Origin of the sequence: Chitinophaga dinghuensis (assembly GCF_003259435.1) — a bacterium.
GTDB lineage: Bacteria > Bacteroidota > Bacteroidia > Chitinophagales > Chitinophagaceae > Chitinophaga > Chitinophaga dinghuensis.
The window spans coordinates 331,578-351,093 of the sequence record NZ_QLMA01000002.1 but is presented as its reverse complement, the minus strand read 5'-3'; the positions used below and the strand labels follow the sequence as shown (position 1 = coordinate 351,093).

The following is a 19,516-nucleotide window of genomic DNA, read 5'->3' as shown; positions in this document are numbered from 1 at the left end:
AATGCTGAACATCGCCGTGGTTTTATTATTCCTGGCAGCATGCCTGGCTCCCTATATCTCGCCGGCATGGTTCTGGCCCATCAGTTTTCTTACGCTGGCATTCCCGTTTCTATTGGGTTTGCTGGTATTCTTCCTGGTGGGATGGTTGTTATTTAACTATCGGTATGCCTTGCTTTCATTGACCGCGATATTGTTGGGTTGGAAATCGATCACCGCATATTTTGCCTTTAATCTACCCGCCAACAATAAACCTTTGGCAGCAGATGAAAGCATCATGGTCATGAGTTACAATGTAAGCCAGTTTGGACTTTATAAAGAAAAAGACAGCAAATATAACCGTCAGGCGATGTTTGCACTTATAAAGAAGCAGGAGCCGGATATTGCCTGCTTCCAGGACTTCTATACTTCGGAAAGAAAAAACGATTTCAATAACCGGGAGGATATTTCTCACGAAATGAAGCTCCCCTATCGCTTTTTCTCCAGTGATTTTAACCGGAATGGTATGCAGCACTGGGGTTCCATCATTTATTCCAAATATCCTATCATTGCGTCGGATAAGGTGAAAATGAGTGAAGGGCCACTCAGCGAAAGTTTGATCTATGCGGATATTGTGCGGAATGGTGATACGATTCGTATCGTCAATATGCACCTGGAGTCTTACCGGTTTAACCAGAAAGATTATTCCGCCATCAAGAAGATTAAGAACCAGGAAGATACCGGTCTTGTCGCTACAAAAAGTATTGTGCAGAAGATGAGAGAGGCGTATATTCGTCGCAGTCAGCAGGCCGATATTGTGGGCGGGTTTATCCGGCAAAGTCCATATCCGGTGATTGTTTGTGGCGACTTTAATGATACGCCTGCATCGTACACTTATTTTAAGATTCGGGGGGATTTGCAGGATGCATTTTTGCAGAAAGGTATCGGGATTGGCCGTACCTTTAGTGGATTGGCGCCAACGCTCCGGATAGATTATATATTCGTGAGCCCTTACTTTAAAGTCAATAGTTTCAGGAAGATTAATTCCGATCTATCTGACCACTACCCTGTCATTGCGAATTTGAGCATTACAGGAAAGAAACCAGCGGCGGACGACGTCAATAAATAAGAAAAAATTATGAAGAATTTTAATATTTTAAGATCTGACCGATGTTGTTCCTGTCCGATTCCCAAAGCGACAGAAACAATATTTATCTTTGCAATCCACCAATAAAATGCGGGTATCTGTGAGGATGCCAGCTATTTACAGCATATGTCAGAACTCAAAATATACAACTCATTACATCGTCAGAAAGAACCATTTACCTCTATAACACCAGGCCATGTGGGCATTTATGTATGCGGACCAACCGTTTCGGGGGAGTCGCATCTGGGGCACGCGCGTCCTTACATCACATTTGATGTGGTAAACCGCTACCTCCGCCATCTGGGTTATAAAGTACGTTACGTACGGAACATCACTGACGCCGGTCATTTTGAAGAAGAAGGCCGTGAAGCAGAAGATAAAGTATCCAAGAAAGCAATACTGGAAAAGCTGGAACCAATGGAGCTGGTACAGAAATATACCAATCTTTACCATTGGGCCATGCTGCAGTTCAACAATGTTGAACCAAGTATAGAACCTACAGCTACCGGACATATCATCGAGCAGATCGAAATGATTAAAACCATCATGGAGAAAGGCTATGCATATGAAGTAGATGGCAGCGTTTACTTTGATGTGAAAAAGTATGCCGCCAGTCACAATTATGGCATTCTGAGTGGTCGCGTACTGGAAGATATGCTGGAAACCACCCGTGAGCTGGAAGGACAAGATGATAAGCGTAACAAAGTGGATTTTGCCCTTTGGAAAAAAGCGCCGCCAGAGCATATCATGCGTTGGCCAAGTCCGTGGGGAGAAGGTTTCCCTGGATGGCATATTGAGTGCTCCGCAATGAGCGCCAAATACCTGGGTTCACAATTTGATATTCACGGTGGCGGTATGGACTTACAGTTCCCTCACCATGAGTGCGAAATAGCACAGAGTGAAATTGCACATGGGGAAATGATGGCCCGCTATTGGATGCACAATAACATGATCACTATTAACGGTCGTAAGATGGGTAAGTCTTACAACAACACCATTACTCTGACCGAAATGTTCTCTGGTAGTAATCCAATACTGGAGAAGGCTTACAGCCCAATGGTGATCCGCTTCTTCGTATTACAGACGCACTACCGCAGTACGCTGGACTTCTCCAATGAAGCCCTGATGGCTGCCGAGAAGGGTCTGCAACGTTTATGGGCAGCCTATGAAGTATTGCAAAAGCTCTCCTGGAGCGGCAATGGACAGGCGATCAACGAAGAACTGGATAAACAGGTTCGTCAGCTGTTGCAGGAACTGCCTGAATTCATGAATGATGATTTCAATACTGCAAAAGTGATGGCCAATCTCTTTGAACTGGCGCCAATCATCAATTCCCTGAAAGGCGGTCAGATCAAAATGCATGAAATCAGCGAAGAAACGTTTCAACTGTTGCAAGCAGGCTGGAAAACATTCCTGGTAGACATACTGGGCGTGCAGATGGAAGTGCTTGGAACGGATGAAGACAAACTGGATGGTGTTTTACAGATGTTGATTAACATGCGTAAAGAAGCCAAAGCCCGCAAAGATTACGCTACTTCCGACAAAATCCGGAATGAGTTGTTATCTGTAGGTATTCAGTTGAAAGATGAGAAGGATGGCAGCGTATCCTACTCCATTGTACAGGAATAATTATCAGAAAGACATAGATAATGCGTAAAGCTCTTATCGCGCTGACGGCGCTGGCTATCACAGCCGGCGCCTGCCAGCAGAACAGCAAGACAGAAGAAACTAACAATGACAGTACCGGCGCCAGTAAGGTAGATAAAATTGAAGCGCCCGTACCGGCATTCTCCGCCGATTCCGCTTATGCATATACGGCAATGCAAGTCAGCTTTGGTCCCAGGATTCCTAATACGCCTGCGCAGACCAAATGTGCCGACTGGCTCATCTCCTCATTGAAAAAATGGGCAGATACTGTGTATGTGCAACGTACAACCGTTATTGGTCCGAAAGGAGAAAAGCTGCCTTGTATCAATATCATCGGTAGTTTCAATCCCGCCGCTAAACAGCGCGTACTGCTCCTCGCCCACTGGGATACCCGTCCTCGTGCGGATGAAGATGCATTCGACAAAACCAAGAAACTGGATGGTGCTGATGATGGCGCTAGCGGCGTAGCGGTATTACTGGAAGCAGCCCGTCATTTTCATGCACAGAAACCGGATGCCGGTGTGGATATTCTGCTGGTGGATGTAGAAGATTATGGCGATCCTGCCAATGATAATTCTTTCTGCCTCGGTACCCAATATTGGGCTAAAAACCCGCATGTACCAGGATATACCGCCAATTATGGTATCCTGCTGGACATGGTAGGCGGCCGTGGTTCGCAATTCTATATGGAACAGGCTTCCAAACAATATGCTCCAGGCCCGATGAAAATGTTCTGGGATGCAGCCAACAAGATTGGTTTCTCTGACATCTTCCGTTATGAGGACTATGGCGCTTACATCACAGATGATCATATTCCGGTAAACACCATTGCGAAGATTCCAACATTTGATGTACTCGCATGGCAGGCCAACGGGCATTTTCCGGCCCACTGGCATACCACCAATGATAACATGACCGTGATCGATAAGCGTACTTTACAGGCAGTAGGCCAGACTATTCTGCAAGTTATTTATACACAGCCTTTCAGCTACTAATCTCCCGCAGGTTAATAGCATTAAAGTACAAAACACATATACACTGCGTAGCAGTGATGTAACTTAGTGCTATGAGCCTGCAGGGAAACATATTCGGGAATGACAATACGCACCAGGAAATCATACTGGAACATGGTACCCTGGCGTATTATCCCCAATTTTTTACTCCCCACGAAAGCAACCAGTTTTATCAAACATTAGTGGACACCACCGCCTGGAAACAGGAGTCGATGCGAATGTATGGACGCGAAGTCCTATTCCCGCGACTGATGGCCTGGTATGGTGATGCTGCCACTTCTTATTCCTTCTCCGGTAATACCTTCACTCCCCAACCCTGGACGGATACGCTGCTGGATATACGAAACCGTGTCTCCCCAACTGCTGCTACCACCTTTAACAGCGTGCTGCTGAATTATTACCGAAGTGGCAATGATTCTATGGGATGGCATGCGGATGATGAACCAGCATTGGGAAAGAATCCGGTGATTGCCTCTGTTAATTTCGGGGCCGCCAGACGCTTTCTGCTGCGTAATAAAGCGGACCATTCCCATAAGCAGGAAATCCTGCTCCAGCATGGCTCCTTACTGATTATGAAGGGCGAGCTGCAACATTACTGGGAACATCATGTACCCAAAACCTCAAAACCTGTAGCCGGCCGTATCAACCTGACATTCAGATATATACATCCTTAAAAACCGAATACATCGTATGAAAAACCTTGTTTTACTTATCGGAAATGATATCAATAACATTTCCGCCGGGCAAAGCTGGAAAGATCTGCTGCAAGATATTCTCACCTTCTGTCATATAAAGGATTGTGTGGAAATTGACGACAAAAAACCATTCCCGTTATTATATGAAGAAATCTTTCTCACAGCCATCCGTAAACAGAAGATCAGAGAGAAAGATCTCAAAGCTTTTATTGCCAGCAAAACAGCCGAAATCCGCCCCAATGAAATCCACCACGCTATCAGAGCCCTGCAACCACATGATGTACTCACCACCAATTATGAATTTACATTAGAAGGTAGTACGCCGATGGACAATACCAGTTTAATCCGGGAGAAGTTCTACAGCATTTTCCGGAAATACACCATGGATAATATCAATTACTGGCATATTCATGGCGACTGCCTTAATCCGATGAGTATTAATCTCGGGTTTGAGCACTATGGTGGCCAATTACAGCTGATGAGAAATTATGTGGTTACAGGCACTATGTACACTAATCCCGAAGTACCAAAGTTGTCTTTGCTTAGACGCATGCATAACAATCAGGTGTTTCATCATTCCTGGATTGATCTGTTTTTCACTAAGGATATTCACATCTTTGGATTATCGTTGGATTTTGTAGAAACGGATCTCTGGTGGTTATTAACTTACAGGGCCAGACAGAAATTCCACCATAAGAATATCAGTGTTCCTAATCAACTTTATTACTATATCCCTGAAGAATATGTGTTAACATCTAAATTCAAATTAGACCTATTAAAGGCCAATGACGTCAATGTAGTGAGTTTACCAGGAAAAAATAAATTGGCTTATTACAAGGGAATTATCAACCGGTTGAGTGACATAAAACACAATACTGTAGCGGATTCTAATAAAAAAACCGTGCTTTATACCTAACTGGCAACGTTTTTGCAAAACGGGCCCATGTGTAACAAAATGCAGAACCTGAACGCTTGCATTATTGTTAAAGTTAAAAATCTTAGTTTATGTTAGTGAATTTAGCAATTGCCCTGAGCACATTTTTGTTTACTCCGGATCAAAAGCAACAGGCCCCGAAAACACAGGTCATGTATGTCAAAGAGAACACAGTTCCTTGTACGGGAGTAGCACCTATGGATTGTATGCAGGTGAGAGTAGAGAATGAAACCGAATGGTCAAATTTTTATTCCAATATCCAGGGATTTAAATACGTTCCGGGATATCAATATAAGCTGTTGGTACTTGTTACCCCAGTAAAGAACCCGCCGATGGATGCGCCGAATGTAAGATACACGCTGCGTAAGATTCTGATGAAAAAGAAAGTAGCTATTACCAGCACCGGTTCTCCATTTGTACCTGGCAAACGTTGGGTATTAGTAGAGATGAATGGTACTCCAATCAACAAAGGTAAAATTTACCTGGAATTTGATGCTTCTGGAAACCGCTACCATGGCCATGGTGGCTGTAATGGCATTGGCGGAGAATTCACCGCTAATCAGGAAGCAGGTATTGTATCTTTCAAACGAGGTATGAGTACATTGATGGCTTGTCCGGATGAAACAGATATGCGCAATGAATCTACTTTCCAGCAATCACTGGATTCCAAAACCTACAACTACCGTGTTGAAAATGGTCGTCTGAATATGTATGGCAATGGTAAACTGCTGTTATCTTTCAAACAAAGTTCCAGCGCTTCCAATGATGCAAAGCCTGAACAGCCGGATGTTTGGGGTTTTATTTCCAGCAAGAAATGGAATCTGATGAAACTGAATAATAACACCATCACTGATGCGGGTATGTTTTTGGAGTTCGATCCACAGACAGGACGTTATCACGGTCGTGGTGGTTGCAACATGATTAACGGCACTTTTAAACACACCAAAACAACTATTGCCATGGGTCTTGGTATGAGTACCAAAATGGCTTGTAGTGTAGATGCAATGAAAAGAGAAGCTGAGTTTCTGAAAACTATCAGCGGTAAAACATTTCGTTTTGATATAGCAGAACAAACCTTGAATCTGTACGAAAAAAATAAACTGGTGATGATTTTTGGAATGGCAGATAAAGATGCCCAATAAGAATCAAACCTGTAAAAATACAAAACGGGATACTGCATGCAGTATCCCGTTTCTTTTTGCTTGCCTTTATCGTCTGGCGGGAATGGCTACCGCCAGCAATACATTGGAGTTATTATATTCAAACATCATTGGATTGGAACTTTCCGCTCCTACCGCTACGGTTACAGGAACTACGCCAGTTTTATGAGGCGGCACCTGCACCAGCAAGTATTGAGGGGTGGCATCCAGTACCACTGCTCTTACATCACCGAATGCGACTGTATTCTCCAGCTTATTAGTGCTGAATCCGCGTCCTTTAATTCTGATGAAATTACCAGCATTTCCAGACACTGTTACTTTCGCAAGCGGAGCCTTTTGATCATTTTTTTCTTTTGGGGTACATGCAAACATGCACAATACCAATGTGATGGGAATCACAAACAATTTTAAATTTTTCATCTCTTTTATACTTCTTTGGGGGTCACAAACCCTGTTACAAAATCTTTACCGGGGTCAACACCGCTGCACATGCAACGCTCTCTTTTCTGCAACAGTATTATTCGGTATTCAAACGGATGCAAAGCTACGATATGTGAAAACAAAAAACATACGTAGTTCTACCATAAATTTAAAATACGTAGTACTACGTATAAGCCTACACGTTACTATTTTCTCATTATATGCGCCTTATTATATTCCCAGTTCATACGCGCAATATTAAGTACTGAAATCTCCTGTGGACAAGCCGCTTCGCAGGCTTCCGTATTCGTGCAATGACCGAAACCTTCCGCATCCATCTGACTCACCATCTTTAATACACGCTCCTGCGCCTCTGTTTGGCCCTGTGGCAGCTTGACCAGATGCGTAATCTTAGCGCTGGTAAACAGTGCAGCACTGGCGTTCTTGCAAGCGGCGACACACGCGCCACAGCCAATACAGGCTGCTGAATCAAACGCCGACTCTGCCACGGGAACGGATATACGTGTAGTATTAGCTTCTGGCGCCTGACCCGTGTCTACCGAAATAAAACCACCCGACTGTATGATTCTGTCGAATGCCGACCGGTCAATTTTAAGATCACATTTTACGGGGAAAGCATCTGCCCTGAAGGGTTCTATATAAATCTCCGCTCCATCGCGGAACGTGCGCATATGCAACTGACAAGTAGTAGTATGCTGCAACGGCCCATGCGGTTCTCCGTTAATCATCACGCCACATTGGCCACAGATACCTTCTCTGCAATCATGATCAAATTCCACCGGACGGATACCTTTTTCCATCAGTTGCTCATTCAAGACATCCAGCATTTCCAGGAATGACATCTCTTCATTCACATCTTTTAACTCATAAGACTCCATCCTACCCGACGTTTCATTGCTTTCCTGTCTCCATATTTTCAAACGTATACGCATATACTAAGATTATTTAATCAACAGATTACTTGTAACTCCGTACGGTAGGCGTCACAAATTCAAAATGCAATGGTTCTTTGTGCAAAAGTGGCGGATTGTTGGCCCCTTGCCATTCCCAGGCAGAAATGAAGGCGAAATCCTTATCGTTTCTCATGGCTTCTCCATCCGGGGTTTGATATTCTTCTCTAAAATGTGCGCCGCAGGATTCATTACGCGTTAGTGCATCATGGCACATCAATTCGCCCAGTTCCAGGTAATCCGCTACCCTGCCCGCTTTCTCCAGTTCGGTATTGATTGCAAAACCTCGCGGTACATATAGTTGCTTATAAAAGTCGTGCCGCAACTGTTGGATATCAGCAATGGCAGATGAAAGGCCCGCTGCAGAACGGGAAAGGCCACATTTATCATAGAGAACACGTCCCAGATTCCGATGAAAATAATCAGCCGGATGCTTTCCCTGAATGTTTTCCAGCATGCGTAGCTGCGCTTTCACCTGTTCTTCTGCGGCCTCAAATGCAGGATGCTTCGTATCTATGGGTCCGGTGCGGATTTCATCTGCCAGAAAATTGGCCATTGTATAAGGCGCGATGAAATAGCCATCCACACAGGCTTGCAGCAGAGAATTAGCGCCTAATCTGTTAGCGCCATGATCCGCGAAATTCGATTCTCCCAAAGCATATAAGCCAGGTATGCTGGTCATCAGCTCATAGTCGACCCACAGGCCCCCCATAGAAAAGTGCGCCGCCGGCGATATCCGCATGGGTTCCGTATATGCATTAACGTTAGTAATCTTTTGATACATACGGAAAAGATTCCCGTATTTCTCTCTGATTTTATCTTCGCCCTGTTCTCCGATAGCGCGGGAGAAATCGAGGTATACTGCGTTTTTCAATGGTCCTATGCCATAGCCTGCATCGATGCGCTCTTTAGCAGCGCGGGAAGCGATATCCCTTGGTGTCAGGTTTCCGAAAGCCGGATAACGTCTTTCCAGGTAATAATCGCGTTCTTCTTCCGGAATCTGGTTAGGAGGACGTTGATCATCTTCTTTTTTAGGTACCCAGATGCGGCCATCATTTCTCAGCGATTCCGACATCAGCGTCAGTTTGGATTGGTATTCGCCGGATTGAGGTAAACTGGTAGGATGAATCTGTGTCCAGCTGGGATTGGCAATCAGGGCGCCTTTTTTATGCGCTCTCCAGATGGCAGATCCATTACAGCCCATTGCCAGGGTCGAGAGGAAGTAGATCTTTCCGAAGCCTCCGGTGGCCAATACCACAGCGTGAGCTCCGTGTCTCTCTAAAGCCCCGGTTACCAGGTCTCTCACAATCACGCCTCTTGCTTTTCCATCGATAACTACCAGCTCCAGCATTTCATGTCGGGTAGACAATTGCACATGTCCTGCATGTACCTGTCGCATCAGCGCCTGATAAGCGCCCAATAGCAGTTGCTGGCCGGTCTGTCCGCGTGCATAGAAAGTTCTTGATACCTGTACCCCACCGAAGGAGCGGTTATTCAAATATCCGGCGTATTCTCTTCCGAAAGGGACGCCTTGCGCCACTGCCTGATCTATCAGGTTGGCACTGCATTCCGCGAGGCGGTAAACATTTGCTTCACGGGAACGGAAATCGCCTCCTTTGATGGTATCGTAAAACATACGGAAAACGCTGTCGCCGTCATTCTTATAGTTTTTGCAGGCATTCACACCGCCCTGTGCGGCCACAGAATGGGCACGACGGGCGGTATCCTGAAAACAGAAGCTTTTCACACGATACCCCATTTCTCCCAGGGAAGCCGCTATAGCGCTACCAGCCAGCCCTGTTCCTACCACGATAACATCAATCTTCTTGCGATTAGCAGGATTGACCAATTTTGTATGCGACTTATAGTAATTCCACTTTTCTTCGAGCGGACCTTCCGGTATTTTAGCATCCAGCATCTCCAGCTATTTTAAGAAGTGAACATAAACAGGTATAAACGCAAATCCTGCACAGATAACAATACAGTACGCCCAGCCCAGGGCTTTTATCCAGCGGACATATTTCGGATGATAAGCTCCCAGCGTTCTTGCAGCGCTGAAGAAGCCATGTATCAGATGATAAAAGAGTGCCACCATGCACAATACATAAACAATTACGTACCATAGTTCGCTGTAAACGGTTACCACCAAAGTATACAGATCCTTATGGCCATGCTCATCCAAAGGGAGGCTGCCAAATTTGTATACATACCAGAAATCTCTGAAATGGATAACAAGAAAAATAAAGAGGATCGTTCCCAGCAAACCCATATTCCGCGAATACCATTTACTCAGATTTCCTCTTTTATCATATTTGTATTTTACTTTCCTGGAGCGCGCATTCTGCATGGTTATTATGATCGCATAAATGACATGTGCGATAATACTTGCATATAGTATGTAAGAAATAATTTTGATGATGATATTCCCTGAAAGCAGCTGGGAATAAGCATTAAACTGTTGTTGGGAGGCAGGCCCCGGAATGAGCAGTTGCAGGTTTCCCAGGAGGTGAATGATAAGGAAGAAACATAGAAACAAACCCGTCAAAGCCATCCAGATCTTTTTGGTAAGTGTAGATTGCGTCATACGATAATATTTAGAATACTCATCCTTCGAGAGTGAAACAGCAAAAATCTGATTATGTTCACGTTAGCCATCCTACGCATTTTTTGTATGCAGCTATATTCTGCATTGTACTTGTAGAATTAGGAGGTTTCCGGTATGCGTTTTAGTACTAGGAATATCTCGTTTGTAGTCGTCTATCTGCATCCCTAGCTGTATTCTGCCGCCATAGTCTTTCAGGAAGGCCAGACTAATCATTGGAATGAAGGAATTACGTGCGTTGCCATTGTGTTCAATGTCTTCGTTAAAGTATTCGTATCTCATAGAAAACTCTATGGATGTCAGCTTTTTATACTTAATGTTATAGCGGAAATTCGGGAGAATGTAGATCCCTCCCATTTGATATTTGCTGATAGGATCGATACGTAATGAATCGGGCAGACCATAGTACAGTACATGGTTATTGCCTCTCTTGTATTCCGATTGCAGCTCCAGGTCCAATTTGGGGGCCAGCGGGATTACCGTAGCGATGTCTATCCCTGCCGCATACACGCCTTTGCTATGTACATTTCCCCAACCGCCGTTTAGTCCTACCGCTATTTTCTCTGCTTTTCCTAGTTCAAGTCGGCCAGAAATGAGTTTCCCATTATCGTTATCGGAGGGTTGGTTACGGTTATTACCATTTACAGCGGAGACAGAATACTTGATGGGTAATGTTCCTTTTTGATTCAGGCTTCCAAACATAGAAACTCCCAGCTGAAAGCTTTGCCAGCCGTTACTTCCGAAGGCGTAGTACTGATTGGAGAAATCCATGGACTTAACTACATCGACCGGATATAGGTCTTCCAGGCCAAAGGAGGGTCTGAACTGGCCGATAGTGAAATGAATGGCATCGTTCCAGCGATAAGAGATATATGCATTTTCCAACACTTTCCCTTTGGGATCGGAGGTAAAGTCGGCCAGATTAACGAGTACGGCGGCTGTAAGTCGGTCGCTCACTTCCGCTTTCATTTGAATACGTGCTCTTTTGAGGCTAAAGCTGTTGCGCACTACTTCGTCTTCTGTATCGGGATGATGTATTCCGTTGACATCTACGTCTTTATTGAGAGACACGGTATAACGGGCTTGGAATACGCCGCCTACGGTGATTTTCTTTAGGAAATTAATGGGTTTCTGGGTGGCAGTATCCTGTGCCCATGCAGTGGTTGTGGCAACAATACAGCAAAGGAAGAGTAAAATTCGTATATGCATGCACGAGTGGTTGTACTTGCTGTTAACACTGTGCAAATCAAAAATGTTTGAATAAAAAAAGCCCGTCTCTACTGGGTAGAGACGGGCTTTAACTGCTCAGGCAGTGAAATATTATTTAACGAGTTTCAGTTCGTTGATGATATTTTTAGCGCCACCCAGTTTTTCGATGCACCACAGTACATAGCGTACGTCTACGCAGATGGTACGGTTGTAGTTGGAATCGAATTGGATTTTGTGGCTCAGCGCTTCGTAGTTACCATCGAAGGCCAGACCGATCAGTTCACCATTAGCATTGATAACAGGGGAACCGGAGTTACCGCCAGTGATATCGTTGGTGGTGATGAAGCAAACTACTACATCATTGTGTTTAGGATCTTTATACTGACCGAAGTCTTTTTTGTTGTAGAGATCCTGGTAGTTTGCAGGCAGATCGAATTCATAATCGCCTGGAACATATTTCTCCAGTACACCTTTCATGGTGGTTACGTAGTCGTAGTAAACGGCATCGCGTGGAGAATAAGGTTTAACCTGGCCATAGGAAACACGCATGGTGAAGTTGGCATCAGGGTATCTGTTAGCGTTAGGTTCCATTTGCATAACGCCTTTCAGGTATTCGCGACCCAGGTCGTTGTTTTTCACTACGAACTGGTTGTACAGCGGCAGGTATTTACCGGAGTAGTTTTTCACGAAAGCGCTTGCATAAGCGAAAGCTGGATCTGCCTGGAGGGTGGTAGCATCCGGATTTTTCACGAAGGCATCCCATTTAGCGTCGTTGAAGATCATGGTGTTGGCCATGAGGTTAGCCGCCCATTTGCGGTAGGTAGCATCTTCATTCAGCGGGCCATATTTTGATTGCAGATCTTCATAGAACCCGATAGGTTGTTGATCTTTCGGGATATCTGTGTAGAACATATGGCAGGTAGCGGCGAGGATTTTCTCATCGCTAGGTTTGTTTTCACTTTCCAGGAAGTTTTTGCGTGCAGCAACAGCAGCTTCTACTGCTTTCTGCACGGCATCTTTAGGCATATTAGCTGTTACCAGCGCTCTTTCTACGCCCATCAGAGAACCTGCGAAGGCAGCAAGAGGAGAGCCGAGGATACCTTCATTCAGGTAAGCGCGGCCTTTTGCATATGGAGACCATGCTTTATAGTTAGCAGCGTAGTCGTTGAAGATGTTGGCGAATTCAGGTTTACCTTGTGCCCATTTGATGAAAGCAGCTTCTTGTTTTCTTTTTGCTTCCAGGACATGATATTTTTCCAGTTGTTTAGTTTCGCCATCAAAGAATTTCCAGTAGTTAGCGATACCAGCATAAGAAGAAGCCAGCTGGAGTTTTACAGCAGGGTCTTTCTTCATTTGCTCGAACATTGCTTTCAGGCGAACGTCGCGCAGGTTTACCAGGGAAGGATTCTCCACTGAATTTTTCAGTTCAATGCCATAAGAGGTTTCGTAACGGTTAGTGCCGCCCGGATAACCGAAGATCATAGCATAGTCGTTTTCCTTGATACCTTTGATAGAAACAGGGAGGAAATGTTTAGGTTTTAAAGGCACGTTCTCCGCAGAGTAAGGAGCTGGTTTACCGTTTTTATCCGCATATACACGGAAGATGGAGAAGTCGCCGGTATGACGAGGCCATTCCCAGTTGTCGGTATCTCCACCGAATTTACCTACGCTTTCCGGAGGGGTACCTACCAGGCGAATATCTTTATAGCGTTCGTAAACGAAGATCAGGTATTGGTTGCCTTTGAACATAGGCACTACTTTCGCTTCGTAGGCGGTGCCTTCAGTTGCTTTGGTAGCGATTTGTGTGAAGACTTCCTGTTCTTTGCGCACTCTGTCAACGCCGGAGAGGCCTTTCAGTGCTTCTTCCACCTCTTTGGTCACATCGTCTACCTTTACCAGGAATTGTACGGACAGTTTAGGGGAAGCGATTTCCTGCTGTTTGTTTTGTGCATAGAAACCATTTTTCAGGTAGTTATGCTCCACGGAGCTAGCAGTAGCGATAGCATCGTATCCACAGTGGTGATTGGTGAAGATCAGCCCTTCATTGCTGACAATTTCTCCGGTACAGCCGCCGCCGAAGATAACGATCGCGTCTTTAACGGATGCTTTGTTGATACTGTACAACTGCTCTTTCGTCAGTTTGAGGCCTCTTTTCACCATGTCGTTATACGTTTGCTGCCCCAGTAAATAGGGAAGCCACATGCCCTCATCCGCTTTGGCCCATTTAATACTGAAGGCCATCAGGAGGAGCAAAACCACTAGATGTTTTCTCATAGTTTTTGCAGATTTATTTTTAAGACCCTCAAACCTAGGACTTTTTTCGCTAACAGTGAATTTGAAGTGACACGGCAGGCAGTTTTCAGTTATCATGTATTAATTTAAATTATGTATAATGTAGGCGGAAAGAAAAACTGGAATATGTTTTGATAATGGGAGCTTCAAATGGCCATGCCAGCTTTTTCAGCCCTGTGCATCAGGAATCATCTTAAAAACCTGTAGTATATGAAAAATTTAATCTTCGTATTAGGAATGGCAGCAATGGCCGCATGTCAGTCGGCCCCTGAAACCAAGAACTCTGGCGATTCCATCAAGGCGAATCTTCAGGAAGCTGGCCAGCAGTTGAAATCGGCTGCCAGTAATGCAGGAGATTATCTCCAGCAGCAAAAGGATCAGACGATAGATACGTTAAATTCAAGGATTGCGCAGATCAATAAAGCGACGGAAGAGTTAAAGAAAAAGGGTGACAAGAAAAGTAAGGAAGCCTCCCGCAAACTGGAAGATTTGAAATTACAGATGCAAAAAGAGATTGATGAAGTGAAGGCGGCATCGGCGGATAAATGGGATAGTACTAAAAAGGCCGCAGATGTAGTAGCGAAGAAGTCGGAAAGATTGTGGGATGATTTCAAACGTGATTTCAAAGACCTGTTTAAGAAGGACTAGGACTGAGCTTGTTCCTTGTTGATTATTCATGTAATTTTACCCTGATTAACAGACTGAACTTTGCTACTAACTCGATATCAGGATTTATTATTGGAAGCCGGCTGCGATGAAGCCGGACGTGGGTGCTTAGCGGGCCCGGTGTTCGCGGCAGCGGTTATTTTACCGGCAAAATTCAAGCATCCGCTGTTGAATGATTCTAAGCAGATGAAAGCATCTGACAGGGATAAGTTGCGGAAGGTGATTGAGAAAAAAGCGATTTGCTATGCAGTTGCCAGTGTGGATAATGAGGAGATAGACAAAATAAATATCCTGAAAGCGTCCTTTAAGGCCATGCATCTGGCTTTGGAGCAATTGAGCCAACAACCGGAGTACATCCTTGTGGATGGCAATCGGTTTACACCGTACAAAGAAGTTCCGCATTCCTGCATTGTACAGGGCGATGGACTTTACGCCTCTATTGCGGCGGCATCTGTACTGGCAAAAACCTACCGGGATGAATATATGCAACAATTGCATGCTGCTCATCCTCACTACGGTTGGAATACCAATATGGGTTACGGTACTAAGGTTCACCGCGATGCCATTAAAGCATTCGGAGAAACGCCTTACCATCGTAAATCTTTCCGTCTGTTGCCCGATCAGCTGGAATTAGAGCTGGATTTCGAGGGGAGCCTTGAGTAGGCCAATTTTAAAATTTATACAATTACCAATCACTTAAAAACTGATTGGGCTGAGATATGTTAAAACAGACACAACAACAAAAGTTATTACAGAAGCTATCGCCACAGCAGATTCAGTTAATGAAGCTGTTGCAGGTACCTACTGTCAATCTGGAAGAAAGAATCAAGGAAGAACTGGAGGAGAACCCGGCCCTGGAATATGGTGAAGAAGCCCATGAAGATGAGTTCAATGAACAGGACGAGTTTGAAGGTGGGGATGATGATGAATTTGAACCAGATGGAAGCGAGACTGATTATGATAACATCGATATCTCAGAATATGTGAGTGATGGAGATGATGATGTGGCCGATTATAAATTACGGGATGATAACTATCCAGATCCGGATGAAAGTAATAAAACCATTCCGGTTCGGGTAGAAACGTCATTCCATGAACATTTACTCAGTCAGCTCGGTATGTTGGAGCTGGACGATCGTCAGAATGCCATTGCAGAGCAAATCATTGGTAGTATTGATGATGACGGGTATTTACGCAGGGAAGTGAGTGCCATCGTAGATGACCTTTCCTTCTCCCAAAATGTTTCCACTGATGAAGCAGAAATCAAAGAGCTCATCAAAAGAATACAGGAGTTTGATCCTCCGGGCGTATGTTGCGGCGATTTGAAAGAATGTCTGTTGTTGCAATTGAAGCGCAAGCCACAGGATGATATTGGTGTGCGTACGGCTTATCAGATCCTGGAAAATTACTTCGACGAGTTTACTAAGAAGCATTACGAGAAAATACAGAAAGCGTTGGGTTTATCTGATGAGGGCCTGAAAGAGTCCATCAATCAGATCATTCGGCTGAATCCTAAGCCAGGAGGCAATTATGCCACTTTGAACAAGGCTGAAAGCTATGTGTTGCCCGACTTTTTCATTCTGAATAACAGCGGCAAGCTGGAACTGACATTGAATTCCCGCAATGCGCCGGATCTTCGTATATCTGGTGGATATAGGGAGATGTTGAAAGAGTATGATCGTGGGGATAAGAAAGACAAGCGTCAGAAAGAAGCTGTTTTGTTTATCAAGCAAAAGATTGACGCTGCCAAGTGGTTTATTGACGCGATCAAGCAACGTCAGCATACGTTGTTATCTACGATGGAATCCATCATGGATTATCAGCGGGAATTTTTCCTGACCGGTGATGAAACAACGATGAAACCTATGATTCTGAAGGACATAGCGGATCGTACCGGATTGGATATTTCTACGGTGAGTCGTGTGGCCAACAGTAAATATGTACAGACAGAATTCGGTACTTTCAAATTGAAATTTTTCTTCTCTGAGTCATTGTCTACCGACAGTGGTGAAGAAGTAAGTACGAGAGAGGTGAAAAAGATTCTTTCTGATTTGATTGAAGCGGAGAATAAGCGGAAGCCTTTGAGTGATGAGCATTTAACGAAGATGCTGCAGGACAAGGGATATAATATTGCCAGAAGAACTGTGGCTAAATACAGGGAGCAACTGAACATACCTGTGGCCCGATTAAGAAAAGAATTATAAGCATGATGCAACAAGACGCATTACCATACTACAAGAGTAATCATGAGCCGATGCCGGAATTTTCGAAGGGCGCCCGTGCATTTGCACAGGTAGTCTCCTACCTTACGCATCCGCTGTTTATTCCTACGTTGGTGACTTTTTTAGTTTTGCAATCTCTTCCTGAGTATTTCACTGCATTTAAGGCAGCAAGTAAACGTTTTGCGTTTGACATGTTGTATTTCCGGGTGGTACTTATCAGCCTGTTTTTTCCGTTACTGACGGTCTTATTGGCGAAAGCGCTGGGATTTATCTCTTCTATTTATCTGAATACGCAACGAGACAGGATTATCCCGTATGTTGCTATTATTATATATTATTTCTGGGCATTTTATGCCTTTATGGAAGAGGGGGCTGCGCCTAAATTTTATACGGCTTTTTTCCTGGGGATTTTCCTGGCGATATCGATATCGTTTGTAACGAATAGTTTTTGGAAAACCAGTATGCATGCTACTGGCTGGGGAGGCGTGATTGGGTTCTTAGTGTCGTTGATGTGGGGAATGCATATGAATGTATCGATTCCTTTGGTGATAACGTTTTTCATTGCCGGGCTGGTAGGTACATGCCGGATGATGTTGAAGGCGCATACGCCGGCGGAGATATATCTTGGTTTTGGCATTGGTATTTTAACGCAGCTGGCTTCTTGCTGGATGTTGGTAAAGTAATAATATTGGCAGGGATTGAGGGGGAATAAAACCTCTAAATCCCTGCTTCTGATTTGTTTTTCAACAATCAGGAACAAGGAAATAGAGTAGAGAAATTAGAATAGCGCAGAAAGTTTTTTTGGGGACTAACCTGTACTGCCGACTTACAAACGTCGGTAACGTTGGATGTAAGGCCGTGGGGGCAGGCTAACAAACAACTAACAAACAGAGGGGTTTAACATCAACAACTAAACTTGACATTACAAAAATCCAGATTTTTCCATTCTCATTCAAGCGTAGAACTACGCTTTTTAAAAAAGCGGTATTATTCTCATTCAGGATATTGCGTTTTAAATTACCCCCGATACTTTCCCATTTTTTTCTTTTTTATATTTTTTTGAGCGGATTTTTTCATTGCGCACATTCAATGCGTATTGAAATATGATCTTTGTTATGTCGTTGGGAGATGCCCATTAAAAGCAAGAGCGACTTACTACTTTTTTTAGCAACTAAAATAAAATGCTAAAAAATTTAGGAAAATTAAAAAATAGGTTTTAATTTAGCAGACCAGATTTGATGATCTGCTTATCATTTAAATTTGTAAAAAAGCTACTTATATGTCTACAGCCAATGCAGAAAAATTGAAGGCGCTCCGCCTCACAATGGATAAGATTGAGAAGGATTTCGGTAAGGGATCTGTGATGATGATGGGAGAAAAAGCAGAAGCACCGATGGAAGTAATTTCTTCTGGTTCTTTGGGCTTAGATATCGCACTGGGTATCAGTGGATTTCCTAAAGGAAGGATTATAGAGATATATGGTCCGGAGTCTTCTGGTAAAACCACTGTTGCTATACATACAATTGCGGAAGCGCAGAAAAAAGGTGGCATTTGTGCCATTATAGATGCGGAGCATGCTTTTGACAGCAGCTATGCAAGAAGATTAGGAGTAGATGTGGATGCGTTGTTGATTTCCCAGCCAGACCATGGTGAGCAGGCGTTGGAGATTGCGGATCGTCTGATTCTTTCCGGTGCGGTGGATGTAGTGGTAATTGACTCTGTTGCTGCGCTGGTTCCTAAAGGTGAGTTGGAAGGTGAAATGGGAGAAAGCAAAATGGGTCTGCAGGCTCGTCTGATGTCACAGGCACTGCGTAAACTGACTGCTACTATCGCTAAAACCAACTGCTGCTGCATATTCATTAACCAGTTACGTGAAAAGATAGGTGTTATGTTTGGTAATCCGGAAACAACAACGGGTGGTAACGCACTGAAGTTCTATGCTTCTGTACGACTGGATATCCGCCGTATGAGTCAGATTAAAGATGGTGATGAAGCGATTGGTAACCGTGTAAAAGTGAAGGTGGTGAAAAATAAAGTAGCTCCTCCATTCCGTCAGGCTGAATTCGATATCATCTATGGTCATGGTATCTCCAAAACCGGGGAAATCATTGATATGGGCGTAGAATATGGTATCGTTCAGAAAAGTGGTAGCTGGTTCAGCTATGAAAGCAACAAGCTTGGTCAGGGTCGTGATGCAGTAAAACAACTGCTCTTGGATAATCCTGAACTGGCTGCTGAAATCGAAGGTAAAATCAAAGCTAAACTGGCCGAACAACAGGCTGCAGAAGCTTAATCCATCGATAACAGCAACAACAAAGAAATCATTCCTTTAATATACAATAACAAAGCAAACTGCATTTGCAGAATGGGATGTTATTGTCTGTTAAAAAGATAAAGATATTTGATAGATCCTATTCGATAGATTTTCATCGTTGCACACTTTATACATTGTGTAACAGCTCATTGTACAGCAGAACAATGAACCGTGAAAACAAATTGTCTGATATACCATTCCTCCCCCATCCTATGACCCCAAAAAGGTATATCAGACAATCTATCTAT

General features: G+C 44.1%; 17 protein-coding genes. 11 read left to right on the top strand and 6 right to left on the bottom strand.

The annotated features are described in order from the left end of the window. Position 1: 1 nt before the first annotated feature. The 6 genes from CLV59_RS06680 to CLV59_RS06655 all read left to right on the top strand — a co-directional run bounded on the left by CLV59_RS06680 (position 2) and on the right by CLV59_RS06655 (position 6,554). Positions 2-1,105, top strand: coding sequence for an endonuclease/exonuclease/phosphatase family protein (locus CLV59_RS06680; protein WP_111591242.1), 1,104 nt, complete (start codon positions 2-4; stop codon positions 1,103-1,105). Between the two features lie 144 nt (positions 1,106-1,249). After that, positions 1,250-2,752: a cysteine--tRNA ligase gene (cysS, locus tag CLV59_RS06675; RefSeq protein WP_111591241.1), complete on the top strand. Its 1,503-nt coding sequence runs from the start codon at positions 1,250-1,252 to the stop codon at positions 2,750-2,752. Positions 2,753-2,772: 20 nt separating this feature from the next. After that, positions 2,773-3,765, top strand: a complete 993-nt coding sequence (locus tag CLV59_RS06670; RefSeq protein WP_111591240.1) for a M28 family peptidase — start codon at positions 2,773-2,775, stop codon at positions 3,763-3,765. A gap of 71 nt (positions 3,766-3,836) precedes the next feature. Beyond that, on the top strand, positions 3,837-4,457 hold the full coding sequence (locus CLV59_RS06665; protein ID WP_111591239.1) for an alpha-ketoglutarate-dependent dioxygenase AlkB family protein: 621 nt from the start codon (positions 3,837-3,839) through the stop codon (positions 4,455-4,457). Between the two features lie 16 nt (positions 4,458-4,473). Continuing rightward, positions 4,474-5,394: a hypothetical protein gene (locus CLV59_RS06660; RefSeq protein WP_111591238.1), complete on the top strand. Its 921-nt coding sequence runs from the start codon at positions 4,474-4,476 to the stop codon at positions 5,392-5,394. Positions 5,395-5,483: 89 nt separating this feature from the next. Continuing rightward, positions 5,484-6,554: an META domain-containing protein gene (locus CLV59_RS06655; protein ID WP_111591237.1), complete on the top strand. Its 1,071-nt coding sequence runs from the start codon at positions 5,484-5,486 to the stop codon at positions 6,552-6,554. A 66-nt stretch (positions 6,555-6,620) separates the two neighbouring features. On the opposite strand, the gene CLV59_RS06650 is transcribed toward CLV59_RS06655, so the two are convergent. The 6 genes from CLV59_RS06650 to CLV59_RS06625 all read right to left on the bottom strand — a co-directional run bounded on the left by CLV59_RS06650 (position 6,621) and on the right by CLV59_RS06625 (position 14,048). After that, a complete protein-coding gene (locus CLV59_RS06650) occupies positions 6,621-6,992 on the bottom strand; it encodes an IPT/TIG domain-containing protein (protein WP_111591236.1) in 372 nt (123 codons plus the stop codon). A gap of 206 nt (positions 6,993-7,198) precedes the next feature. Beyond that, complete coding sequence (locus CLV59_RS06645) at positions 7,199-7,945, bottom strand: succinate dehydrogenase/fumarate reductase iron-sulfur subunit (RefSeq protein WP_111591235.1); 747 nt, start codon at positions 7,943-7,945, stop codon at positions 7,199-7,201. A 25-nt stretch (positions 7,946-7,970) separates the two neighbouring features. After that, positions 7,971-9,881, bottom strand: coding sequence for a fumarate reductase/succinate dehydrogenase flavoprotein subunit (locus CLV59_RS06640; RefSeq protein WP_111591234.1), 1,911 nt, complete (start codon positions 9,879-9,881; stop codon positions 7,971-7,973). A gap of 6 nt (positions 9,882-9,887) precedes the next feature. Then, positions 9,888-10,547, bottom strand: a complete 660-nt coding sequence (locus CLV59_RS06635) for a succinate dehydrogenase cytochrome b subunit (RefSeq protein WP_111591233.1) — start codon at positions 10,545-10,547, stop codon at positions 9,888-9,890. Between the two features lie 93 nt (positions 10,548-10,640). Beyond that, positions 10,641-11,774: a porin gene (locus CLV59_RS06630; protein ID WP_111591232.1), complete on the bottom strand. Its 1,134-nt coding sequence runs from the start codon at positions 11,772-11,774 to the stop codon at positions 10,641-10,643. A 111-nt stretch (positions 11,775-11,885) separates the two neighbouring features. After that, on the bottom strand, positions 11,886-14,048 hold the full coding sequence (locus CLV59_RS06625; protein WP_111591231.1) for a S46 family peptidase: 2,163 nt from the start codon (positions 14,046-14,048) through the stop codon (positions 11,886-11,888). Between the two features lie 228 nt (positions 14,049-14,276). Between CLV59_RS06625 and CLV59_RS06620 the strand changes: the two genes are divergently transcribed. The 5 genes from CLV59_RS06620 (at position 14,277) to recA (ending at position 19,247) form a co-directional block, all read left to right on the top strand. After that, entirely contained in the window at positions 14,277-14,714 is a 438-nt protein-coding gene (locus CLV59_RS06620; protein WP_111591230.1) for a hypothetical protein, read from the top strand. A 60-nt stretch (positions 14,715-14,774) separates the two neighbouring features. Beyond that, positions 14,775-15,395 (top strand): ribonuclease HII, encoded by a 621-nt coding sequence (locus CLV59_RS06615; RefSeq protein WP_111591229.1) that lies wholly within the window; start codon positions 14,775-14,777, stop codon positions 15,393-15,395. A 56-nt stretch (positions 15,396-15,451) separates the two neighbouring features. Continuing rightward, the gene (gene rpoN, locus CLV59_RS06610) at positions 15,452-16,936 is read left to right on the top strand and encodes an RNA polymerase factor sigma-54 (RefSeq protein ID WP_111591228.1); all 1,485 of its coding nucleotides are present in this window, start codon (positions 15,452-15,454) and stop codon (positions 16,934-16,936) included. A gap of 2 nt (positions 16,937-16,938) precedes the next feature. Beyond that, positions 16,939-17,637: a hypothetical protein gene (locus CLV59_RS06605; protein ID WP_111591227.1), complete on the top strand. Its 699-nt coding sequence runs from the start codon at positions 16,939-16,941 to the stop codon at positions 17,635-17,637. 596 nt (positions 17,638-18,233) lie between these two features. After that, positions 18,234-19,247, top strand: coding sequence for a recombinase RecA (gene recA / locus CLV59_RS06600; protein ID WP_111591226.1), 1,014 nt, complete (start codon positions 18,234-18,236; stop codon positions 19,245-19,247). Positions 19,248-19,516: the final 269 nt, after the last annotated feature.

What these genes read in the sequence shown, in the direction of transcription:
- CLV59_RS06680 (WP_111591242.1), top strand. Translation starts at nt 2, where the DNA reads ATGCTGAACATCGCCGTGGTTTTATTATTCCTGGCAGCATGCCTGGCT.
- cysS (WP_111591241.1), top strand. Translation starts at nt 1,250, where the DNA reads ATGTCAGAACTCAAAATATACAACTCATTACATCGTCAGAAAGAACCA.
- CLV59_RS06670 (WP_111591240.1), top strand. Translation starts at nt 2,773, where the DNA reads ATGCGTAAAGCTCTTATCGCGCTGACGGCGCTGGCTATCACAGCCGGC.
- CLV59_RS06665 (WP_111591239.1), top strand. Translation starts at nt 3,837, where the DNA reads ATGAGCCTGCAGGGAAACATATTCGGGAATGACAATACGCACCAGGAA.
- CLV59_RS06660 (WP_111591238.1), top strand. Translation starts at nt 4,474, where the DNA reads ATGAAAAACCTTGTTTTACTTATCGGAAATGATATCAATAACATTTCC.
- CLV59_RS06655 (WP_111591237.1), top strand. Translation starts at nt 5,484, where the DNA reads ATGTTAGTGAATTTAGCAATTGCCCTGAGCACATTTTTGTTTACTCCG.
- CLV59_RS06650 (WP_111591236.1), bottom strand. Translation starts at nt 6,992, where the DNA reads ATGAAAAATTTAAAATTGTTTGTGATTCCCATCACATTGGTATTGTGC.
- CLV59_RS06645 (WP_111591235.1), bottom strand. Translation starts at nt 7,945, where the DNA reads ATGCGTATACGTTTGAAAATATGGAGACAGGAAAGCAATGAAACGTCG.
- CLV59_RS06640 (WP_111591234.1), bottom strand. Translation starts at nt 9,881, where the DNA reads ATGCTGGATGCTAAAATACCGGAAGGTCCGCTCGAAGAAAAGTGGAAT.
- CLV59_RS06635 (WP_111591233.1), bottom strand. Translation starts at nt 10,547, where the DNA reads ATGACGCAATCTACACTTACCAAAAAGATCTGGATGGCTTTGACGGGT.
- CLV59_RS06630 (WP_111591232.1), bottom strand. Translation starts at nt 11,774, where the DNA reads ATGCATATACGAATTTTACTCTTCCTTTGCTGTATTGTTGCCACAACC.
- CLV59_RS06625 (WP_111591231.1), bottom strand. Translation starts at nt 14,048, where the DNA reads ATGAGAAAACATCTAGTGGTTTTGCTCCTCCTGATGGCCTTCAGTATT.
- CLV59_RS06620 (WP_111591230.1), top strand. Translation starts at nt 14,277, where the DNA reads ATGAAAAATTTAATCTTCGTATTAGGAATGGCAGCAATGGCCGCATGT.
- rpoN (WP_111591228.1), top strand. Translation starts at nt 15,452, where the DNA reads ATGTTAAAACAGACACAACAACAAAAGTTATTACAGAAGCTATCGCCA.
- CLV59_RS06605 (WP_111591227.1), top strand. Translation starts at nt 16,939, where the DNA reads ATGATGCAACAAGACGCATTACCATACTACAAGAGTAATCATGAGCCG.
- recA (WP_111591226.1), top strand. Translation starts at nt 18,234, where the DNA reads ATGTCTACAGCCAATGCAGAAAAATTGAAGGCGCTCCGCCTCACAATG.